This is a genomic window from Psychrobacillus sp. NPDC096623, assembly GCF_044762655.1.
Lineage (GTDB): Bacteria > Bacillota > Bacilli > Bacillales_A > Planococcaceae > Psychrobacillus.
Window position 1 is genome coordinate 411740 of record NZ_JBIWER010000003.1, and the last position, 16200, is coordinate 427939.

Annotated in this window: 12 protein-coding genes and 1 other annotated feature; of the genes, 4 read left to right on the forward strand and 8 right to left on the reverse strand. The window is 34.2% G+C overall.

Going from position 1 to position 16200, the window contains the following annotated elements; genetic code table 11:
• Positions 1-41 precede the first annotated feature (41 nt).
• The 4 genes from ACIQX2_RS11515 to ACIQX2_RS11530 all read right to left on the reverse strand — a co-directional run bounded on the left by ACIQX2_RS11515 (position 42) and on the right by ACIQX2_RS11530 (position 4228).
• Positions 42-362 carry a cysteine hydrolase family protein gene (locus ACIQX2_RS11515; protein ID WP_402850246.1) on the reverse strand — a complete coding sequence of 107 codons (321 nt, stop codon included), beginning with the start codon at positions 360-362 and terminating at the stop codon, positions 42-44.
• Positions 334-942, reverse strand: a complete 609-nt coding sequence (locus ACIQX2_RS11520; RefSeq protein ID WP_402850249.1) for an AAA family ATPase — start codon at positions 940-942, stop codon at positions 334-336. Before ACIQX2_RS11520 ends, ACIQX2_RS11515 begins: the two co-directional genes overlap by 29 nt.
• A 165-nt stretch (positions 943-1107) precedes the next feature.
• Positions 1108-2295 carry a methionine gamma-lyase gene (gene megL / locus ACIQX2_RS11525; RefSeq protein ID WP_402850251.1) on the reverse strand — a complete coding sequence of 396 codons (1188 nt, stop codon included), beginning with the start codon at positions 2293-2295 and terminating at the stop codon, positions 1108-1110.
• 70 nt (positions 2296-2365) lie between these two features.
• The gene (locus tag ACIQX2_RS11530) at positions 2366-4228 is read right to left on the reverse strand and encodes a sensor domain-containing diguanylate cyclase (RefSeq protein ID WP_402850254.1); all 1863 of its coding nucleotides are present in this window, start codon (positions 4226-4228) and stop codon (positions 2366-2368) included.
• 363 nt (positions 4229-4591) lie between these two features.
• Here ACIQX2_RS11530 and rpsD point away from each other — a divergent pair, with 363 nt between their 5' ends.
• Complete coding sequence (gene rpsD, locus ACIQX2_RS11535; protein WP_402850257.1) at positions 4592-5194, forward strand: 30S ribosomal protein S4; 603 nt, start codon at positions 4592-4594, stop codon at positions 5192-5194.
• 477 nt (positions 5195-5671) lie between these two features.
• Here rpsD and ACIQX2_RS11540 read toward each other — a convergent pair whose 3' ends face one another.
• Both ACIQX2_RS11540 and ACIQX2_RS11545 read right to left on the reverse strand, forming a co-directional pair.
• Positions 5672-5902, reverse strand: coding sequence for a WGxxGxxG family protein (locus ACIQX2_RS11540; protein WP_402850260.1), 231 nt, complete (start codon positions 5900-5902; stop codon positions 5672-5674).
• Positions 5903-7115: 1213 nt separating this feature from the next.
• Complete coding sequence (locus ACIQX2_RS11545) at positions 7116-8219, reverse strand: J domain-containing protein (protein ID WP_402850262.1); 1104 nt, start codon at positions 8217-8219, stop codon at positions 7116-7118.
• A gap of 1004 nt (positions 8220-9223) precedes the next feature.
• Here ACIQX2_RS11545 and ACIQX2_RS11550 point away from each other — a divergent pair.
• Entirely contained in the window at positions 9224-9961 is a 738-nt protein-coding gene (locus tag ACIQX2_RS11550) for a hypothetical protein (protein ID WP_402850265.1), read from the forward strand.
• 784 nt (positions 9962-10745) lie between these two features.
• On the opposite strand, the gene ACIQX2_RS11555 is transcribed toward ACIQX2_RS11550, so the two are convergent.
• Positions 10746-10994 (reverse strand): hypothetical protein, encoded by a 249-nt coding sequence (locus ACIQX2_RS11555; RefSeq protein WP_402850268.1) that lies wholly within the window; start codon positions 10992-10994, stop codon positions 10746-10748.
• Positions 10995-11190: 196 nt separating this feature from the next.
• Here ACIQX2_RS11555 and ACIQX2_RS11560 point away from each other — a divergent pair, with 196 nt between their 5' ends.
• Complete coding sequence (locus ACIQX2_RS11560) at positions 11191-11355, forward strand: hypothetical protein (RefSeq protein ID WP_402850270.1); 165 nt, start codon at positions 11191-11193, stop codon at positions 11353-11355.
• A gap of 166 nt (positions 11356-11521) precedes the next feature.
• On the opposite strand, the gene tyrS is transcribed toward ACIQX2_RS11560, so the two are convergent.
• Complete coding sequence (tyrS, locus tag ACIQX2_RS11565; RefSeq protein WP_402850273.1) at positions 11522-12784, reverse strand: tyrosine--tRNA ligase; 1263 nt, start codon at positions 12782-12784, stop codon at positions 11522-11524.
• 52 nt (positions 12785-12836) lie between these two features.
• Positions 12837-13034 (reverse strand) — a binding site (T-box leader).
• Positions 13035-13135: 101 nt separating this feature from the next.
• Here tyrS and ACIQX2_RS11570 point away from each other — a divergent pair.
• Positions 13136-16111 carry a transglycosylase domain-containing protein gene (locus ACIQX2_RS11570; protein WP_402850276.1) on the forward strand — a complete coding sequence of 992 codons (2976 nt, stop codon included), beginning with the start codon at positions 13136-13138 and terminating at the stop codon, positions 16109-16111.
• The last annotated feature ends 89 nt before the right edge of the window (positions 16112-16200 follow it).

The following is a 16200-nucleotide window of genomic DNA, read 5'->3' on the forward strand; positions in this document are numbered from 1 at the left end:
ATAATATTCGATAATAAAAAGGACCTACTTTTAGGTCTTTTTTATTTGCTCGATTTCATAAAGACATACTTAGTAGTGAAATCCGAATGAAGTTGATTTCCACTCCTACGGACGCTTTCCGTGGGCACGGCTTTAATCTCCTCGTCTCTGCTTTCCTGCGGGGTTTTCGGTTCGCGCTGTTCCCACTGGAGTCGCCGCCTTGCTCTCCAATCAATTAGATCCACTTTATACAAATCCATAGAACGTGCCCGGGTTAATAAATCATTTAAGTTTCGTAATAATTTATCCCAATTGAACACTTCTTCACCCTCTTGAAACATTGCATTTTCTACATCAATTACTAATAGTGCTTCCTTTGTCAAAATGCTCACCCTTTTGGTTGTTTAATTGAAACTCTGTTTTTATATAATGAGCAACTTCTTCCAAACTCAAATAAGTATTATCTATTCTTAAATAATTCTTTCTTTCAATTTCATCCTTATAAGAATTTAATCTACTATTTTCTAGAGTACTTAGTAAATGTTGTTCAGATTGTTCTATATTTCTTTTAGTCGGTTTATGCTCAAGTCTATGTGGTGTCTTATTACGTTTTAACCTTTCCTCTACGTTTGCCTCTAATTCTACAAAATATATCTCTGCTCCATGAGAAGCTATGGTTTGACACATACTTTCTATTTCATCCCAATCTTCTTTTTTATCAAAATACCATACCTTAGTAAAAATCATTCCATTATTATCACTTTTTGAAAATGAATTAAATATTTCCTGTCGAAATAGATGTGTTAACCTCCACATTTCCGGACTAAATCCAAATAATGGCTCCAGCAAATCAATCGTCATATGGTTATGAAATAACTTCAAACCTGTTATCTTTGCTAATTCCTGTCCGACAGTCATTTTACCAACTGCTTGCGGTCCAAATATAAAAACAAATTTTTTCATAGTACCTTCCTCCTTGAAAAGATCATCAGAATTCTGATTCTCTATTACATTATGTTCCACAAAAAAAACGTTAATCCTTCTTGGATTAACGCACCCGCTTGTTTTATTACTAGAAAATCTTGGACAGGTTCAAACCACGCAACTAAAAATGGGATATATCCCCTTTTACAATTTATCTAATGCTCGCTTCAAATCTTCTACTATATCAATAGAGTTCTCCAGACCAACGGAAAGCCTTAATAACCCACCTGTTATGCCCATTTCTAAACGGTCTTTTTCAGGTACAATGGAATGCGTCATTGTATAGGGATGCTGAATCAGTGTCTCCGCATCTCCTAAACTAACAGCAATTTTTATCAGCTTTAGCTCATTCATAAGCTTTTGCGCCTGTTTCACTCCACCATTTATAGTGAACGAGATAAGCCCACCACCAGCTTTCATCTGTTTCTTCGCCACATGGTACTGTGGATTATCTACATCAAATGGATAATAAATATTTTCTATAGATGGATGTGCCTTTAAAAAGTCGAATACTTTATGAGCATTTTCCGAATGCCGATCCATCCGAACATGCAGTGTTTTTAAACCTCGTATTAAAAGCCATGCATCGAATGGTGAGATGATACCACCAAAGTCTTTTTGAACAGTACCCCGAATCGTTTCCATAATCTCTTTATCTTTTCCTACTAGAATTCCTGCAATAACATCACCATGTCCATTAATATATTTGGTCGCACTGTGAAGCACGAAATCTGCTCCTTGTTCAATCGGATTTTGTAAATATGGTGAAGAAAATGTATTATCTACAACAACTGGAATGCCATGTTTCTTCGCAACTTCTGTGATCAATTCGATATCTACAATTTCCATCGTTGGATTAATAGGTGTTTCTATATATATACAAGCTGTATTAGGTTGAATTGCATTTTCTATCTCTTCCTCGTTTATCAAAGCTTTTAAATCATGCGAAATATTGTATTTTTCCTTCAATATTTTTAACAAACCAAACGTACAACCATAAATTCCTCTTGTACATAGTATGTGGTCACCTGATTTTGTCAGGTGAACTAAAATAGCACTAACCGCGGCCATACCAGAGCCGAATGCTAAAGCACCCTCCCCCAACTCCATCGCAGCAATTCGTTCCTCCAATACTTGTACGGTAGGATTACCTAACCGAGAATAAATTCCCCCAGTCACTTCCCCAGAAAATCTTCTTTCCCCCTGCTCCGCTGTGTCAAAAGCGAATGTCGATGTCTGATAAAGTGGAACAGAAAGGCTATCTTGGTGCTCTCCGGTTGTATATCCCCTATGGATATACAATGTCTCTTTAGAAAAACTTGAATTACTCATAATATACACCCCTTTTGTAAACGCTTACATATAGTGTACATCGAATATATAAAAAAGAAAAGACACCTCCTCAGCAAGAGTGAGATGCCTTATAAACGCAAAGTTGATTTTTACCATTGTTTTTTGCTTTATACAATACAGTATCTGCGTTGTGGAAAAGGTTATTAAAACTTAAATTATCATTTCGTTGCCAGTTCGAAATACCAATTGATACTGTTACGGAAGGTTTGGTATTTTGGGGAATGGCCATTAATAACTGTTTACCCATTTCTATGCCTTGTTCCAATGACATATGTGAAAAGTATAAAGCTAGCTCTTCTCCACCCCACCTCGCACTAATTCCTTTATTTTCAATCATTCCTTGTATAACTCTTGCTATTTGTATTAAAATTTCGTCTCCTTTTTGATGACCATGGGTATCATTAATACGTTTAAAATTATCAATATCAAGAAGTATAAAGACACCTTCGTCATCTGTCTCCATCGCTTTTTCAACAAACCTATCTAAATAATTCCGTGCAAAAAGATTTGTTAAGTGATCTCGATCTACCATTTTTTGAAGCTTATCTCTTAAAGTTGAGTTGCTAATAGCTAATGAAGAATGCTGTATCAAGGACTGCATAAGTTTGTAATTGTCAAAAGAGAAAAAATAGGGTTCCTTATGCATAATAATACTAAATCCAGTAATATTGCTCTGTTCTTTTAATGGGATAGCCACTAACGAACGGTATTCGTATTTCAAATCGTTTAATCGATTGAAATCGGCAATAAATAAAGAATCCTTCTCCGTTTTAAAATGGTTTGTAACATATTGAATATATAATTGCCCATCCATCGTATGGAATAAATCTGTACTCGCAGGGGAAATTTTATATTCATCCTTTTCTATAAAAACAAAGCCAACATGTTCGGGTTGGAAAAACCTCATTAGCTGGTCTCGTAAAAAGTTAACCATCTCGTCCAAGGACAAATTCATATTTAACTTATGCGACGTTTCGTTGATCAATTGTAAATCAGAAACCAGTCGATGCGATTGAATATATAACTTAGCATTTTCTAACGCATTGCCAGCTGCTGCAGCGAGCAAAGTGGCAAAATCTTTTTGCCTAATCGAAAATAAATAATCTAGTGGTGCAGAAATTTGTAAAATACCGTAAATCCCTTGTTTACCTACGATTGGAATATTCAGCAAGCGAACCCCTAAGTCCTGTGCTAATTCTGTTGTTAATTCACCTGAAACATATGCCTCAACTGTGGCATTTCTTTCCGTTGTATAATCGAATAATTTATATGGAACAGATGTTTTACGATCCTGGTCATTTGAAAGGATAAGTATAGACTTGAATTTAGGAAAAGCTATTTGGATCGAGTGTAATGTTCCTTCTAAAATTTGACCAATATCTAATGTCGAATTAAACATTTTCGTTACATTAAACAAATTTCGATATTGGTTCTCCTGCTGAGTTAAATAAACGGACTTCCTAATCGTTTTTACTAATTTAGTAATTGTTTTCAAAAATTCGTTTAGTTGAGGTGTTTGTGAAAATTCTTGCCATTTTTCTGTGGATTCTATTATTATTAAACCTAATGGCTGTAGTTCTGCTTCTCTTAATAATAAAGCCACGTCTAGGCCGGAAGAGTCCCTTAATTGAAGAGTTTGTACATCGACATAATCCTTGTCATAGAAAAACTTTTCAATCTCTGACCATTTGACAGCATTCAGTTTTTTTGTAAATGAATGATTCCAAGAAAGTTGTAAAAAAGTATCAGAATCGTATATAAAATACTTTGCTTTTTGTATGTCAAAAAAATCATATAAAATTGTTTGTAATTCTTCAAACCAATTAATACTTGATTCATGTGTAAACAAGCTTTCGTTCCAAATATCTAGAATTCCACTTTTAAGACGGATCATCTTCTCTTCGCTATCCATTACTTCACCTCTTTAGGTTTCCAAGAGTATCTATGATACTTTTATCACATTTACGTATAATTCAATATAACTATATTTTATCCTATTTATATATTCTCTGTCTATTGCATTTTTTACAATTTTTTTGAAGTAGAATATAATTTGACTTTTAATATATATAGAGATACAATGGACTTTGTGTAAAATAAATGCAGCAGTTGTATGGCCTAGATTGCTCATTTTGTTCCTCTATACTATAGATGGTGTATCCCGTAACCCTTGGCTGCTAGGGCGATGATACATGAAAACAAAATGTCTGCTAGTCTGAATACATCTGGTCTTATTTTACAACAAAATAAAACCAACATAGAGGAGGAGACATACATGTCTCGTTATACAGGTCCATCATGGAAATTATCACGTCGCCTTGGTATTTCACTAAGCGGTACTGGTAAAGAATTAGAAAAACGCCCTTACGCACCAGGACAACACGGTCCTAACCAACGTAAAAAATTAACTGAGTACGGTCTTCAATTACAAGAAAAACAAAAACTTCGTCACACTTATGGTGTAAACGAACGTCAATTCCGTACATTGTTTGACAAAGCAGGTAAAATGCAAGGTAAACATGGTGAAAACTTCATGATTCTTCTTGAAACTCGCCTTGATAACATCGTATACCGTTTAGGTCTTGCTCGTACACGTCGTGGAGCACGTCAATTAGTAAACCACGGTCACGTATTAGTTGATGGTAAACGTGTGGATATCCCTTCATACCGTTTAAAAGCAGGTCAAGAAATTTCTCTTCGTGAAAAATCTCAAAACCTTGATGTAGTAAACGAATCTATCGAAGTTAATAACTTCGTACCAGAATACTTAACTTTTGACGCAGACAACAAAGTAGGTACTTTCGTTCGTAATCCAGAACGTGGAGAACTATCTGCTGAAATCAATGAAGCTCTAATCGTTGAGTTCTACTCTCGTTAATTTTATTGCTCTGCAAAGAGTAATATTAAATGCCTTCGAAACCTTTGTTTATCAAGGTTTTGGGGGCTTTTTTATTTTTTCGACATTGCAGAGTAAAGCTTTAAATAGCAGGTTGTTGGGGCTAATAAATATTATTTATGGTGGCGTATGTACAGGAATAGTTAAGTATAAATATATGCCTATAATCGATCAAATTGTGCTATAAACAGAAAGCTGTTGTAAATAATGAAATGTCTGATAATGAACAAACCACCTTCACCTTTCGTTTACCGATTTCCCCATTGTTTTTTGTGTAAATCATTTCGACTACTTGATTGTTTTGCATGGATTCATAATATTTATACGCACAAATGTCCCCTCCTTTTCTTTTTAGAATACGAACATTCGTTTGATTTTTTAGCAAATAAATTTTGGACAAATAAAAAAGCGACCAACTCATAATCGAGAAGGTCGCATTTCTTAATTAATTATTTTCCTTTATCGATCTCGTCGTACTTCTTTTTTACGTAAGCCCAACAAACCAATTAACCCTAGTAATCCAATCCATCCCCAGTCCATGTCATCGTCATCATCGTCATCGTCTGAATTATTAGCAACATCTGTAGTAACAGGATTGTTGTTGGTATTGGTATTGGGGGTAGCATAGGTAGAATCAGTAAACGAAAATGCAATCAAAAATGCAAGAAAAAGCCCAATTATTTTCTTCATATAGTTATTTCCTCCTTTGAATTATTACATTCAGATTATTGTCATAATCTTGTGAAAGTATACATTGTGGAAATTTTAAATAATCAAAATAAAAAGCCAATCAACAATTGAGTGAGTGGGGCTTATTTTCACTTACTATTTAGTCGTTCTAACATGGCTTTAGATGGAATTTCATATTGCCGCAATCACTCAACAACGTATATAGGAAGTTATACCACTGTAAATCTCTCGATTATAAAGAGTTTTACATTTTTACTGTTCATATATTTATATGGAATAATAATAAAAAGTGGTCGCAATTACTCTATTTTTTTATGTAAACATTCATAATATTTTTTGAAATTTGAATCCCAAAAAAGTAAAATCTTGTTATTTTTCTTTACCACAACAGGTTGTAAAAAAATTCTCCATTACCGCTATACAGATAAGCGCAGCGGAGGGCATATGAATTCACACCGCTAAAATAAGTATGCTTAACCTCTTCAAAATCTTCTGGAGAAAACCGATTAACAAATTCTACTTACCTGTCTTTTTGAGGATCAAAATTCTTACGTACCTTGAAAGTAATGCAGTATCTTTCAACAAATGAATCGAACCACTTTATATAATTAGTTCCACCAGACTTCCGCTTTAAATTAATTCAAATATCTGGTAAAGCACATGCAGTTATGAGTACCAAATGGCAGTTTTCATTTTTTATTCCTAGAGTCAACGCGTCTTTATATGGTTGTATAAAGTTTTATAAATCCACTGTCATCAACTGAAGGATCCTTTTTTCTGGATCACTCCAACTAACGTCGATATACAGACTACTAAATTCAAAATTCCAGCAATAATAGGCATGTATCCAAAATAGTCTAAATCCTGAATCGTTAAAAAGTTATGATTCCAAAAAACATTAAGTACACTGCTGTAATTATAAACATTACCACAATGCGTCCTTTAGGAACTATGATGATTCCGATACTTAATCCTACCCAAAGTCCAAAAAGGTCTCTGGTCATCATACCGATATATGGTCCCATTGGAAAACCAAGATACAAAAAATGTTGTAATAAAATAAACGCCACGTATGTCAATATTCCAATTGGGATAAAAAGTATCTATCTCAATTTTGGATTTTTTTCTACCGTATTCTAAACATTTCCTCCTAAGACTAAGCCTATTTCCAACTTATCTACATAATTGCATTAATAAAGCATATAACAAAATTTCATTTTACTTTTAGGTTACTGCTAATATCTGACCATCCCGTTACCACACCATCCTCAAAAGTAACAATAGAATAATCATACCCCCAAAAGCTACCTATGATAGAGTCAGGAGTTCCCATTACATCAACAACATCTTGAATAGAACTACCTATTGTAAATGAACTTATACCTGGATTTTTCTTCTGAACAAAGATTTTAAGGTTTTCACTAATATCTGACCATCCCGTTACCACACCATCTTCAAAAGTAACACTAGAATAATCATACCCCCAAAAACTACCTATGATAGAGTCAGGAGTTCCCATTATTTGTTTTACCTGATCTTGTGAAGACCCTAAAGTGAAAAATTCTTCATTTGATGTAACAACGGGGCTAATATCCTCCGTTATATTAGTGCTACTATTAGTCGTACTTTCGGCTAATGGTAAAGTGTCAATCTTCATCTCCAATTCCTCGATATAGTTAATTTGTTCATTGTATTCTTTAGATATGGTTGACAATCGTTCTTCTAAAATAGAATTATCACTTATTAACTCATCATATTCTTCTTGTGAAAAAAGAATAGCTTCTTGTTGTTCTATTGGCTCAACATTTATATTAGCGGATATAACTGCATCACTTTGAAAAGTATCAAGAATTATAATTATTAGAATAAAGTTTAATATGAATGAGAGTACAGCGAAAGCTCGCCAATTTTTAAATCGTTTAGTAGAATATGTTGTTGAATTAGGGTTATTTTCATTGCTACTTGAATTTGTTTGGTTATAGCTCATATTTGTTTCTTCTGCTCGTTTACTATTATCAGTACTTTCTTTGTGCTCTTTATAGTTATTTGTACTACTTTCAGAGCTTTGCTTAAAACCTTTAGTTCGTTCGCTTTCTGCTTGTTTGTTGTAGGCATCAAAAATATTATCGTAATTGATTCTATCGAACTCATTATTTAAAGTATCAAACGCTTCTTTCAAAAGTAAAAATTTCTCGCTACTTCCACCTGAATCTGGATGGTATTCTTTAGCTTTTTTTCTATATGCTTTTTTAATTTCTTCATTAGATGCATTTTTTGATATTCCAATTATGTTGTAGTAATCAACAAATTCTTCCATTCAACCACTCCAAAAGAATTATTTTATTAATAAATTTAATCTACATCAAATTGGAAATATGTTCAACACATGCTTTTATGTCATTATGAATCAATTTACTTCTAGTACTAAAGCAACTCGCTATTATGTATTTTTACTGCTTTTTTATAATCAGCTTCCGACTGCAAGCTGATTTTCTTCCAATTATCAGTATTGGATTAGAGATCAGCGTGAGGAATGGTCTTCATTCCCTCTCGATCACGTTCAATATTGCGTATAATGTTCTAACAAACTTACCAAGTGCATCTTTTATAGCGTGCACTTATAGGCTAATTTCATATTCATCTAGTAAATTTAAAGCTTACCTATCCGGAAAAAACATGGATAAAAGAGCTAAAGTAAGAATAAGCATATAGTTAGAAAGGTGTGTGTGCATTGTGAAAGATTTATAGAATTCTATAATGATTTTTTTACTAAGAAATACATTTATGATGAACTGCTACAAAGAGCTCTGGCAGGTACAAACGAAAGAGGAAAAAAACATCCCCATAAGTTGAGAATTAAAAATGAAGGATATCCTCGTTTTAGACAATACTTACTTCCATTAGAGAATTAATTTAACAAATGTTCAACATTCGATGAAATAATGAACCTGGTTTATGAAGAAAGAAGAAGCCCTCTTGGAAGTTGTTTTGGGCCTCTTTCAGTTTATGATAAAGCTTATGCCTTTCTGTTAATAAAAAGTTGTTTCCTAATGTTATTCATTTGCATGCAGGTACATATGAAGGAGCAGAAAATTTATTTGCTGAAAATGAGCTCAAACAAATAGTTTGTAATTATCAAGGAAACAAAGAATTTCCTTATTAACTTTGGATCAGTTGCCTAAACCATTTAAACAGCTTCAGCCACACCATATCGAAAATTTCTTTTGTATTTACTGAGAAGAATTAAAAGAAATTAAGGCAAAATCGTTTGATTTGCAGTCATAGCCTACAAAAAAAATCATTTAATAAGGATGTGCCAAGTTGAAGCTATCAAATCGATTAAAGGTTGAGTATGAAGAAACTGAAATCAGTAGCATTCTTATAAATAATCTTAGTATGTATACCGATCAAACATTTTCACTAAAAAAATGGAGTAATTCAAGTAATATTAATAAGGAAGCCCTAGAAAGAATTTATAACCTTTTATGCACAATTGATGAATTTAAAATAATTCTGGACAAATATAACGCTGATTTCGAAACAATTACAGATATTTACTGGCTTGTTATGGCTTCTGGGGCAGGTCAAGAAATAAAAGGTAACTATCTTCCAATTTCTATGTTTTTAAATGAGCATACATTGGAATGGGTTCTTAAAAATATTAATTCTGTTACCACCCATGACTTGGCACTTTTTTTAGTAAATTATTTTTCTAAGCATCCTAAAAAAAAATCGAGTTCACCTTTATTAAAAATAGGTATAGGTTTAAATATTTCGAATTTAGTCTTTTACTTTGGAGTTATTGTGATACATTTTTATACCGCTTTTCTTTTTCACCAACATTTCGGTTTATGGCAGATGTTTGTTGCTTTTTTTCTCCCTATTATTTCAGAGTTATTCCTATTTTTTAACCTAATTATCAAGGATGGCATTTTTAATTTTTATGCAGTATTGTTCTATCTTTTAATCGTAAACTTAGTTATTAACAGTTTATTATTAAAAATTTCATTAAAAGCCTCGAGTAATGATAGTTCTTTCCAAAAACAAATTTACAAATAATTAACGTTTGATACTTGGTAAATTAGCTCCACAAATCGCAATATTAAAAGTGTTTGCGGAGCTATTGTTACCATTTCTCTATATCAGTTGAGAACTCTACCTTAAATGTACCATTGTCTTCATTAATTACCTTCTTGCTTATCCCTCCATATATCAGGTTGTCTATTTTTCAACCAAAAATTTGAGCATTGGCATCAGGAGTTTGCAGCTTCACAACACATTTTAACAATACCATTTCACCAACACTTTTTCCCCCTTCTTAATGACGTCGGCAAACTCGGGAAAACGATCCTGCCATTCATACAATGTAGCAACGTTTATCCCTATTTTGTTTGCAATCTGTTTGTTAATTAAACCCTCTTCGGACCACTTATTTACTTATGCTAGTCCTTTTTCAGTCAGCCATTCAGTATTTTGTAACCCCCTGTTTAATGTAATCAGAACGTATAAAGCATTTAGTTAGAAGTCATAAAAATAGAATTTAGAACAGCAGCAAAAAGTTTTATAAGTTTTTTAAATGACCTATACAAATCCCTGAACGCAAATAAATCAGAGGAAATGGACTTTAAAATCTTCTGCTTAACGAATAATTTCTTGTAAATATGAATCCTCTTGTGAAAATTCAATCAGATGCTGCTACTAACAGACTCAGGAACACGCGTAAACGCCTAAATAAATCTTAAATGGAAAACAATAATAACAAAAACACCTTTAAGTTGTTAAGTGGGATTATGCTCCTCACTTCACAACTTAAAGGTGTTCTAGTTTGCTTTTATAACAATACTTAGCTTTTTTTCATATTCTCAATTAAATCCAACAATCTTTGTTTCGTACTATCTCCTTCTTCTTCGAGCATTTTAAAATTGTAACCGGATTTATCAGGGTTGATTTCTACTTCTAACAAATCGCCCTCTTTTGCATGTACTGTAAATTTATCTTTTAAAATGACTAGTTTGTTTGCTTTATTATCTTTTTCAAATAAAACTACAAAAAAATCATCAAAATGACTTAATACATATTTCTTTGCACTCACTCTTACGTCCCCTCGATCCAATAATAAAAGTTTTGTTTTAAATCCAAACTTTTGTCCCAATTTTTATTTTACCCTATTTTATGCTCTTTTTTAACTAGTAAAGTTTAATTTTTTTTATTTCCTTAATAAATTTGTGACTATTTAAACATAATCGGTGAATACTAACAACGATCTTTATTAAATAGGAGGGTTTTGTATGAAAAAGGATAATTCATTTAATACATTGAATAAAAAGAAAAAAGACAATGTAACAGGCGATAGTTATTTGGAATATCAAAAGTTAAACGAGCATCAAAAGAAACAGCTACAGGTAAAGGATGGTCAGAATAATCACCACATAGATGAGCGTGGCGGTTTTTAATCTTTGATTTTGTTCTGAACAATTGCGCAAGCGACTCAGATGGTCTAGGCGCTACAGTCCGGACGGAGCATCACTTGTAAGTAAGTGATCAACATGACTAGAATTTTATAATTTCCTAAACAATAAAAAGCTACTTCCCAAACAGTATAGGGAAGTAGCTTTTATCTTATACAAACTTAATCATTTTATAATTTTTCTTGCCTCTCCGTACAATCATAAACTCATCTTCTAAACGGTCTGCTCCACTTACAACGTAAGCAACATCCGTCACTTTTTCTCCATTAATTGAAATAGCACCATTTGCTACATCTTCACGGGCTTGGCGTTTTGAAGGCGACACTGTGGCTTCCACGATGAAGTCTACAATCGTTTTTTCTTCTTTCGCCATTTCAACAGATGGGACGTCTTTAAAAGCATCTTTCATTTCTGTTGCAGTCAATGCTTTTAAATTTCCGCTAAATAATGCTTGGGAAATTCGAATTGCTTGATCTAAAGCGTCTTGTCCGTGGATTAGACGTGTCATTTCTTCTGCTAATGTAATTTGAGCTTTTCTTAAATGTGGCTCATTTTCAACAGTTAGCTCTAAAGCTTCAATTTCTGCTCGCTCTAGGAATGTGAAGATTTTCAAATACTTAATAACATCTGAGTCCGCTGTATTAATCCAGAATTGGTAAAATTCATATGGAGATGTCTTCTTTGCATCCAACCATACTGAACCAGAGGCAGACTTACCGAATTTAGTTCCATCTGCTTTAGTAACCAATGGAATGGTAATACCGTAAGCTTTCGTATTCTCATCATGTGTTTTACGAATCATTTCTAAACCAGTCGTGATATTCCCCCACTGATCCGATCCACCTACTTGAACGCGACATCCAAAATGGTCATATAAATGATTAAAATCAATTCCTTGAATAAGCGTATACGTAAATTCAGTGAAAGAAAGGCCTGTGTCTAAGCGAGAAGCAATAGAATCTTTACCGAGCATGTAATTAATATTAATTAATTTACCGAAATCACGTAAGAATTCAATAACGTTCATGGATCCAATCCAATCTCGGTTATTAACCATCTGCGCACCGTTTTCGGTTTCAAATTCAAAAATTTGCTCCATTTGTTTTTTTATACCCTGGACATTTAAATCTATCTGCTCAGTCGTTTGTAATTGACGCTCCTCTGAACGACCAGAAGGATCTCCAATCATTCCTGTTGCACCACCAACTAAAAGAATTGGTCTATGCCCGTGCATTTGGAAGCGTCTCAATGTTAGCAATGGCACGATATGTCCAATATGCATACTATCCGCAGTAGGATCTACCCCACAGTACAACGAGATTTTTTCCTTATTTAGTAGCTGCTCCATTCCTTCCGCATCCGTTTGTTGGTATAAAAGACCTCTCCAAGCTAAATCCTCTAATAAATTCGTCATTATTACTACCTCCTCCTAAAAAATAAAAAAGTCCCCACATGATATAAAATCATGCAGGGACGCTTAAAACAATTAGCGCGGTACCACCCAGCTTGAAGGAATTACTCCCTCCGCTTCAATCACCGTATCGTTGTGAGTACGTTTAACTCCAAGCCTGTAATTCGTTTTTATACACTGACTAGCTCCCACCATCCGCTAGCTCTCTAAACAGTATGCATAAATACTACTTCGGACTTTTCACCGTTAAAATATATACCTATTTTACCTAATCTATGTTGTATGTCAATAACTATCGTCTAACATATTATGCTTATGGTATAATAGTTCAAGATTTAGGGGGGCGAGAACTGAATGAAAAAATTGCTTGAAAAAATACAGATATATAGAGACAAATTTGCAGCGTGGGAATCTACAAAGTGGGCAAAGGGTGTTAGAATATCCTCCAGTGTTATTTGGAATTTAAGTCTACTTCTCATTGTGGGAGTTCTTACTTTGGGGGTATTTGGTCTAACTGTCGGTGCAGGTTATTTTGCTTCATTAGTTAAAGAAGAACCACTTCGTGATAAGCAAGAAATGCGAAGTGATATATTTAATTATGAAGAAACTTCCGAAATTTATTTTGCCGGGGATATCTATTTAGGTAAATTACGGACCGATCTAGAAAGAACGGAAACAAAATTATCAGAGGTTTCTCCTTTTGTCATTGATGCAGTGTTGGCAACAGAGGATGAATATTTTGAAGTCCATAAAGGAATTGTTCCGAAGGCATTATTCCGCGGATTACTTCAAGACGTATCAAATTCAGATACACAAACGGGTGGTTCAACCTTAACGCAACAATTGATCAAAAACCAAATTTTAACCAACGAAGTATCTTACGAGCGTAAAGCTAAAGAGATACTATTAGCAATGCGTTTAGAGCACTTTATGAACAAAGAAGAAATACTTGAAGCATATTTAAATATAATTCCCTATGGCCGAAACTCGAATGGGAGAAATATTGCAGGAATAGAAACAGCAGCAAACGGAATATTTAATGTTAAAGCAAAAGATCTCACTTTACCGCAAGCAGCCTACATTGCAGGTATTCCACAAGCTCCATTTGCATATACACCATTTAGACAAGGTGGCACTATTAAAGAAGGTGAAGCTCTTCAGCTTGGTATTGAACGGATGAAAACTGTTTTATTCCGGATGAATGAAACCGGTTATATTACAGATGAAGAATACAATAATGCAGTAAACTATGATATTACAAAAGATTTTAGACAGCCAGAGATTCTTCCCGAAGAGAAATATCCTTGGTTAACATACGAAATTGAAAATAGAGTAAAAGCTATTCTAAGAGAAAAGTTTGCTGAGGCAGACTCTATTGATCCTGATAGATTAGATAACGAGACAAAACTTTATGAAAAATACGATATTTTAGCACAGCGTTCCATAAGTACAGATGGTTATCGCATTCATACCACGATTAATAAAGACATGTATGAGGCTATGCTAAAAGTGAGAGATGAATTTGAGTACTATGGTCATACTTTCCAGAAAGAAGTAAAAGATGAGGATTCAGGAGAAATAGTTTTAAAAGATTTCCCTGTTCAAGTTAGTGGAATGATGATTGAGAATGGAACAGGTAAAATACTTTCCTTCTTAGGCGGACGAGATCATACGATTGAGGCTCAAAATAATGCCACTCAAGGTGTCCGACCGATAGGCTCTACGATTAAACCTTTGCTTGTTTACGCTCCAGCGATTGAATATGGCGTAATTGGTGCTGGTAGTCCAGTAGTCGATCTGAAGTTAGAAAATTTGGGTAGTACTACTTGGGCAAAATCACCATCTAACTATACAACTGAACAAGAGTTAGGTATTATTTCTGCTCGTGATGCTTTAGCAACATCTCAAAACTTGTCCACTATTCGACTTTACGATTTGATAATGGACCGTAAGCCTACTGATTTCTTAACGAAAATGGGATTTGAACATATTGAAGAAGGTGAATATGCCAATCATGCCCTTTCCATTGGGGGAATGACAAATGGTGCAACACTTGAAGAAAATACAAATGCATTTGGCACATTTGCTAATAGTGGTCAGTTTATCGATGCGTATATGATTGAAAAAATTGAAGACGTAGACGGTAACGTTATCTATCAGCATGAGGTGGAAGCTGTACCTGTATTCAGCGCCGCTACTTCCTATATAATTACCGATATGTTACGAGATGTAATGAGTAAAGGAACCGCAAAATTAGCAAACTCTAGATTAAAATTCCAATCTGATTTTGGTGCAAAAACGGGTACAACACAAAATCATAATGACTCGTGGCTAGTTGGCTATAATCCAAACGTTTCTTTAGGAGTTTGGTTGGGTTACGGAGATGATACACAAACATTATATTATATGAACAATCGTTATAATCACCCTAGCGTTCGTATTAATATGCTCTGGTCTAATATGATGAATGCAATGTATGATGTGAACCCTGAATTAGTCGATGCAGCTAATGATTTTAAAGCACCTGAAGGAGTAGTTACCCGATCCTTCTGTGGCATTTCGGGACTAGCAGTTTCTGACGCATGCTCTCAAGCCGGTTTAGTGAAATCTGATTTATTTAACGCGGCTGTTTTATTACCAACTGCCAAAGATGATAGTTTAATCTCTTCTTCATACGTTGAGATAAATGGAAATAGATATCGTGCGTTAGATACGACTCCGCGTGAATTTGTTGTAAGTGGCGGTTATGGCGTAAACGAAGCTTTTATCAAGCGTATGCTTGGAAAATTTGGAGGTAACGCTTCGAAACTATTCCCTGCAAAGTCGGCGTTTGGAGGAAATGTAGTTTCTGAAGAAGTATTTAATGCTGACGGTAGCCCACCTGCTGCTGTCACAGCCACTATGTCTAACGGAACAATTACTTGGGCTAATTCTACTTCAGGAGATGTTGTAGGATATCGAGTATATGAAGTTGGAAATGGACAAAGAGCCCTACTAACTTCTATGAAAGAGGCTGCAGGAAAGAATTTTTCTATTAATAGAGCGGGTCAATTTATCGTTGTCGCGGTAGATATTACTGGCTTAGAATCTGGATCTTCTAACATAGTATCTATTGAAGAAGCAAAACCACCAGAACCTGTGGTACCACCAAAATCACCGGATAAAGATAAAGATAAGGATAAAGATAAAGATAAAGATAAAGATAAAGATAAGGATAAGCCAGTTAAACCTCCTGTTGTAGTAGAACCAGTTCCACCACCTGTTGAGGAAAAACCTGTTACCCCTCCAGTAGAAGAAGATCCAGCTTCTCCTGGTGAAGGTGGAGAATAATTAGATAAAATTAAACATTGAAAGAGCCCATATTCGGGCTCTTTTTTCTATTAAAAATGGAGACACCAGATTGAACAATTTTCTCACTC

Coding starts and splice junctions, on each gene's coding strand:
- ACIQX2_RS11520 (WP_402850249.1), bottom strand. CDS start 942: ATGAAAAAATTTGTTTTTATATTTGGACCGCAAGCAGTTGGTAAAATG.
- megL (WP_402850251.1), bottom strand. CDS start 2,295: ATGAGTAATTCAAGTTTTTCTAAAGAGACATTGTATATCCATAGGGGA.
- ACIQX2_RS11530 (WP_402850254.1), bottom strand. CDS start 4,228: ATGGATAGCGAAGAGAAGATGATCCGTCTTAAAAGTGGAATTCTAGAT.
- rpsD (WP_402850257.1), top strand. CDS start 4,592: ATGTCTCGTTATACAGGTCCATCATGGAAATTATCACGTCGCCTTGGT.
- ACIQX2_RS11540 (WP_402850260.1), bottom strand. CDS start 5,902: ATGAAGAAAATAATTGGGCTTTTTCTTGCATTTTTGATTGCATTTTCG.
- ACIQX2_RS11545 (WP_402850262.1), bottom strand. CDS start 8,219: ATGGAAGAATTTGTTGATTACTACAACATAATTGGAATATCAAAAAAT.
- ACIQX2_RS11560 (WP_402850270.1), top strand. CDS start 11,191: ATGAAAAAGGATAATTCATTTAATACATTGAATAAAAAGAAAAAAGAC.
- tyrS (WP_402850273.1), bottom strand. CDS start 12,784: ATGACGAATTTATTAGAGGATTTAGCTTGGAGAGGTCTTTTATACCAA.
- ACIQX2_RS11570 (WP_402850276.1), top strand. CDS start 13,136: ATGAAAAAATTGCTTGAAAAAATACAGATATATAGAGACAAATTTGCA.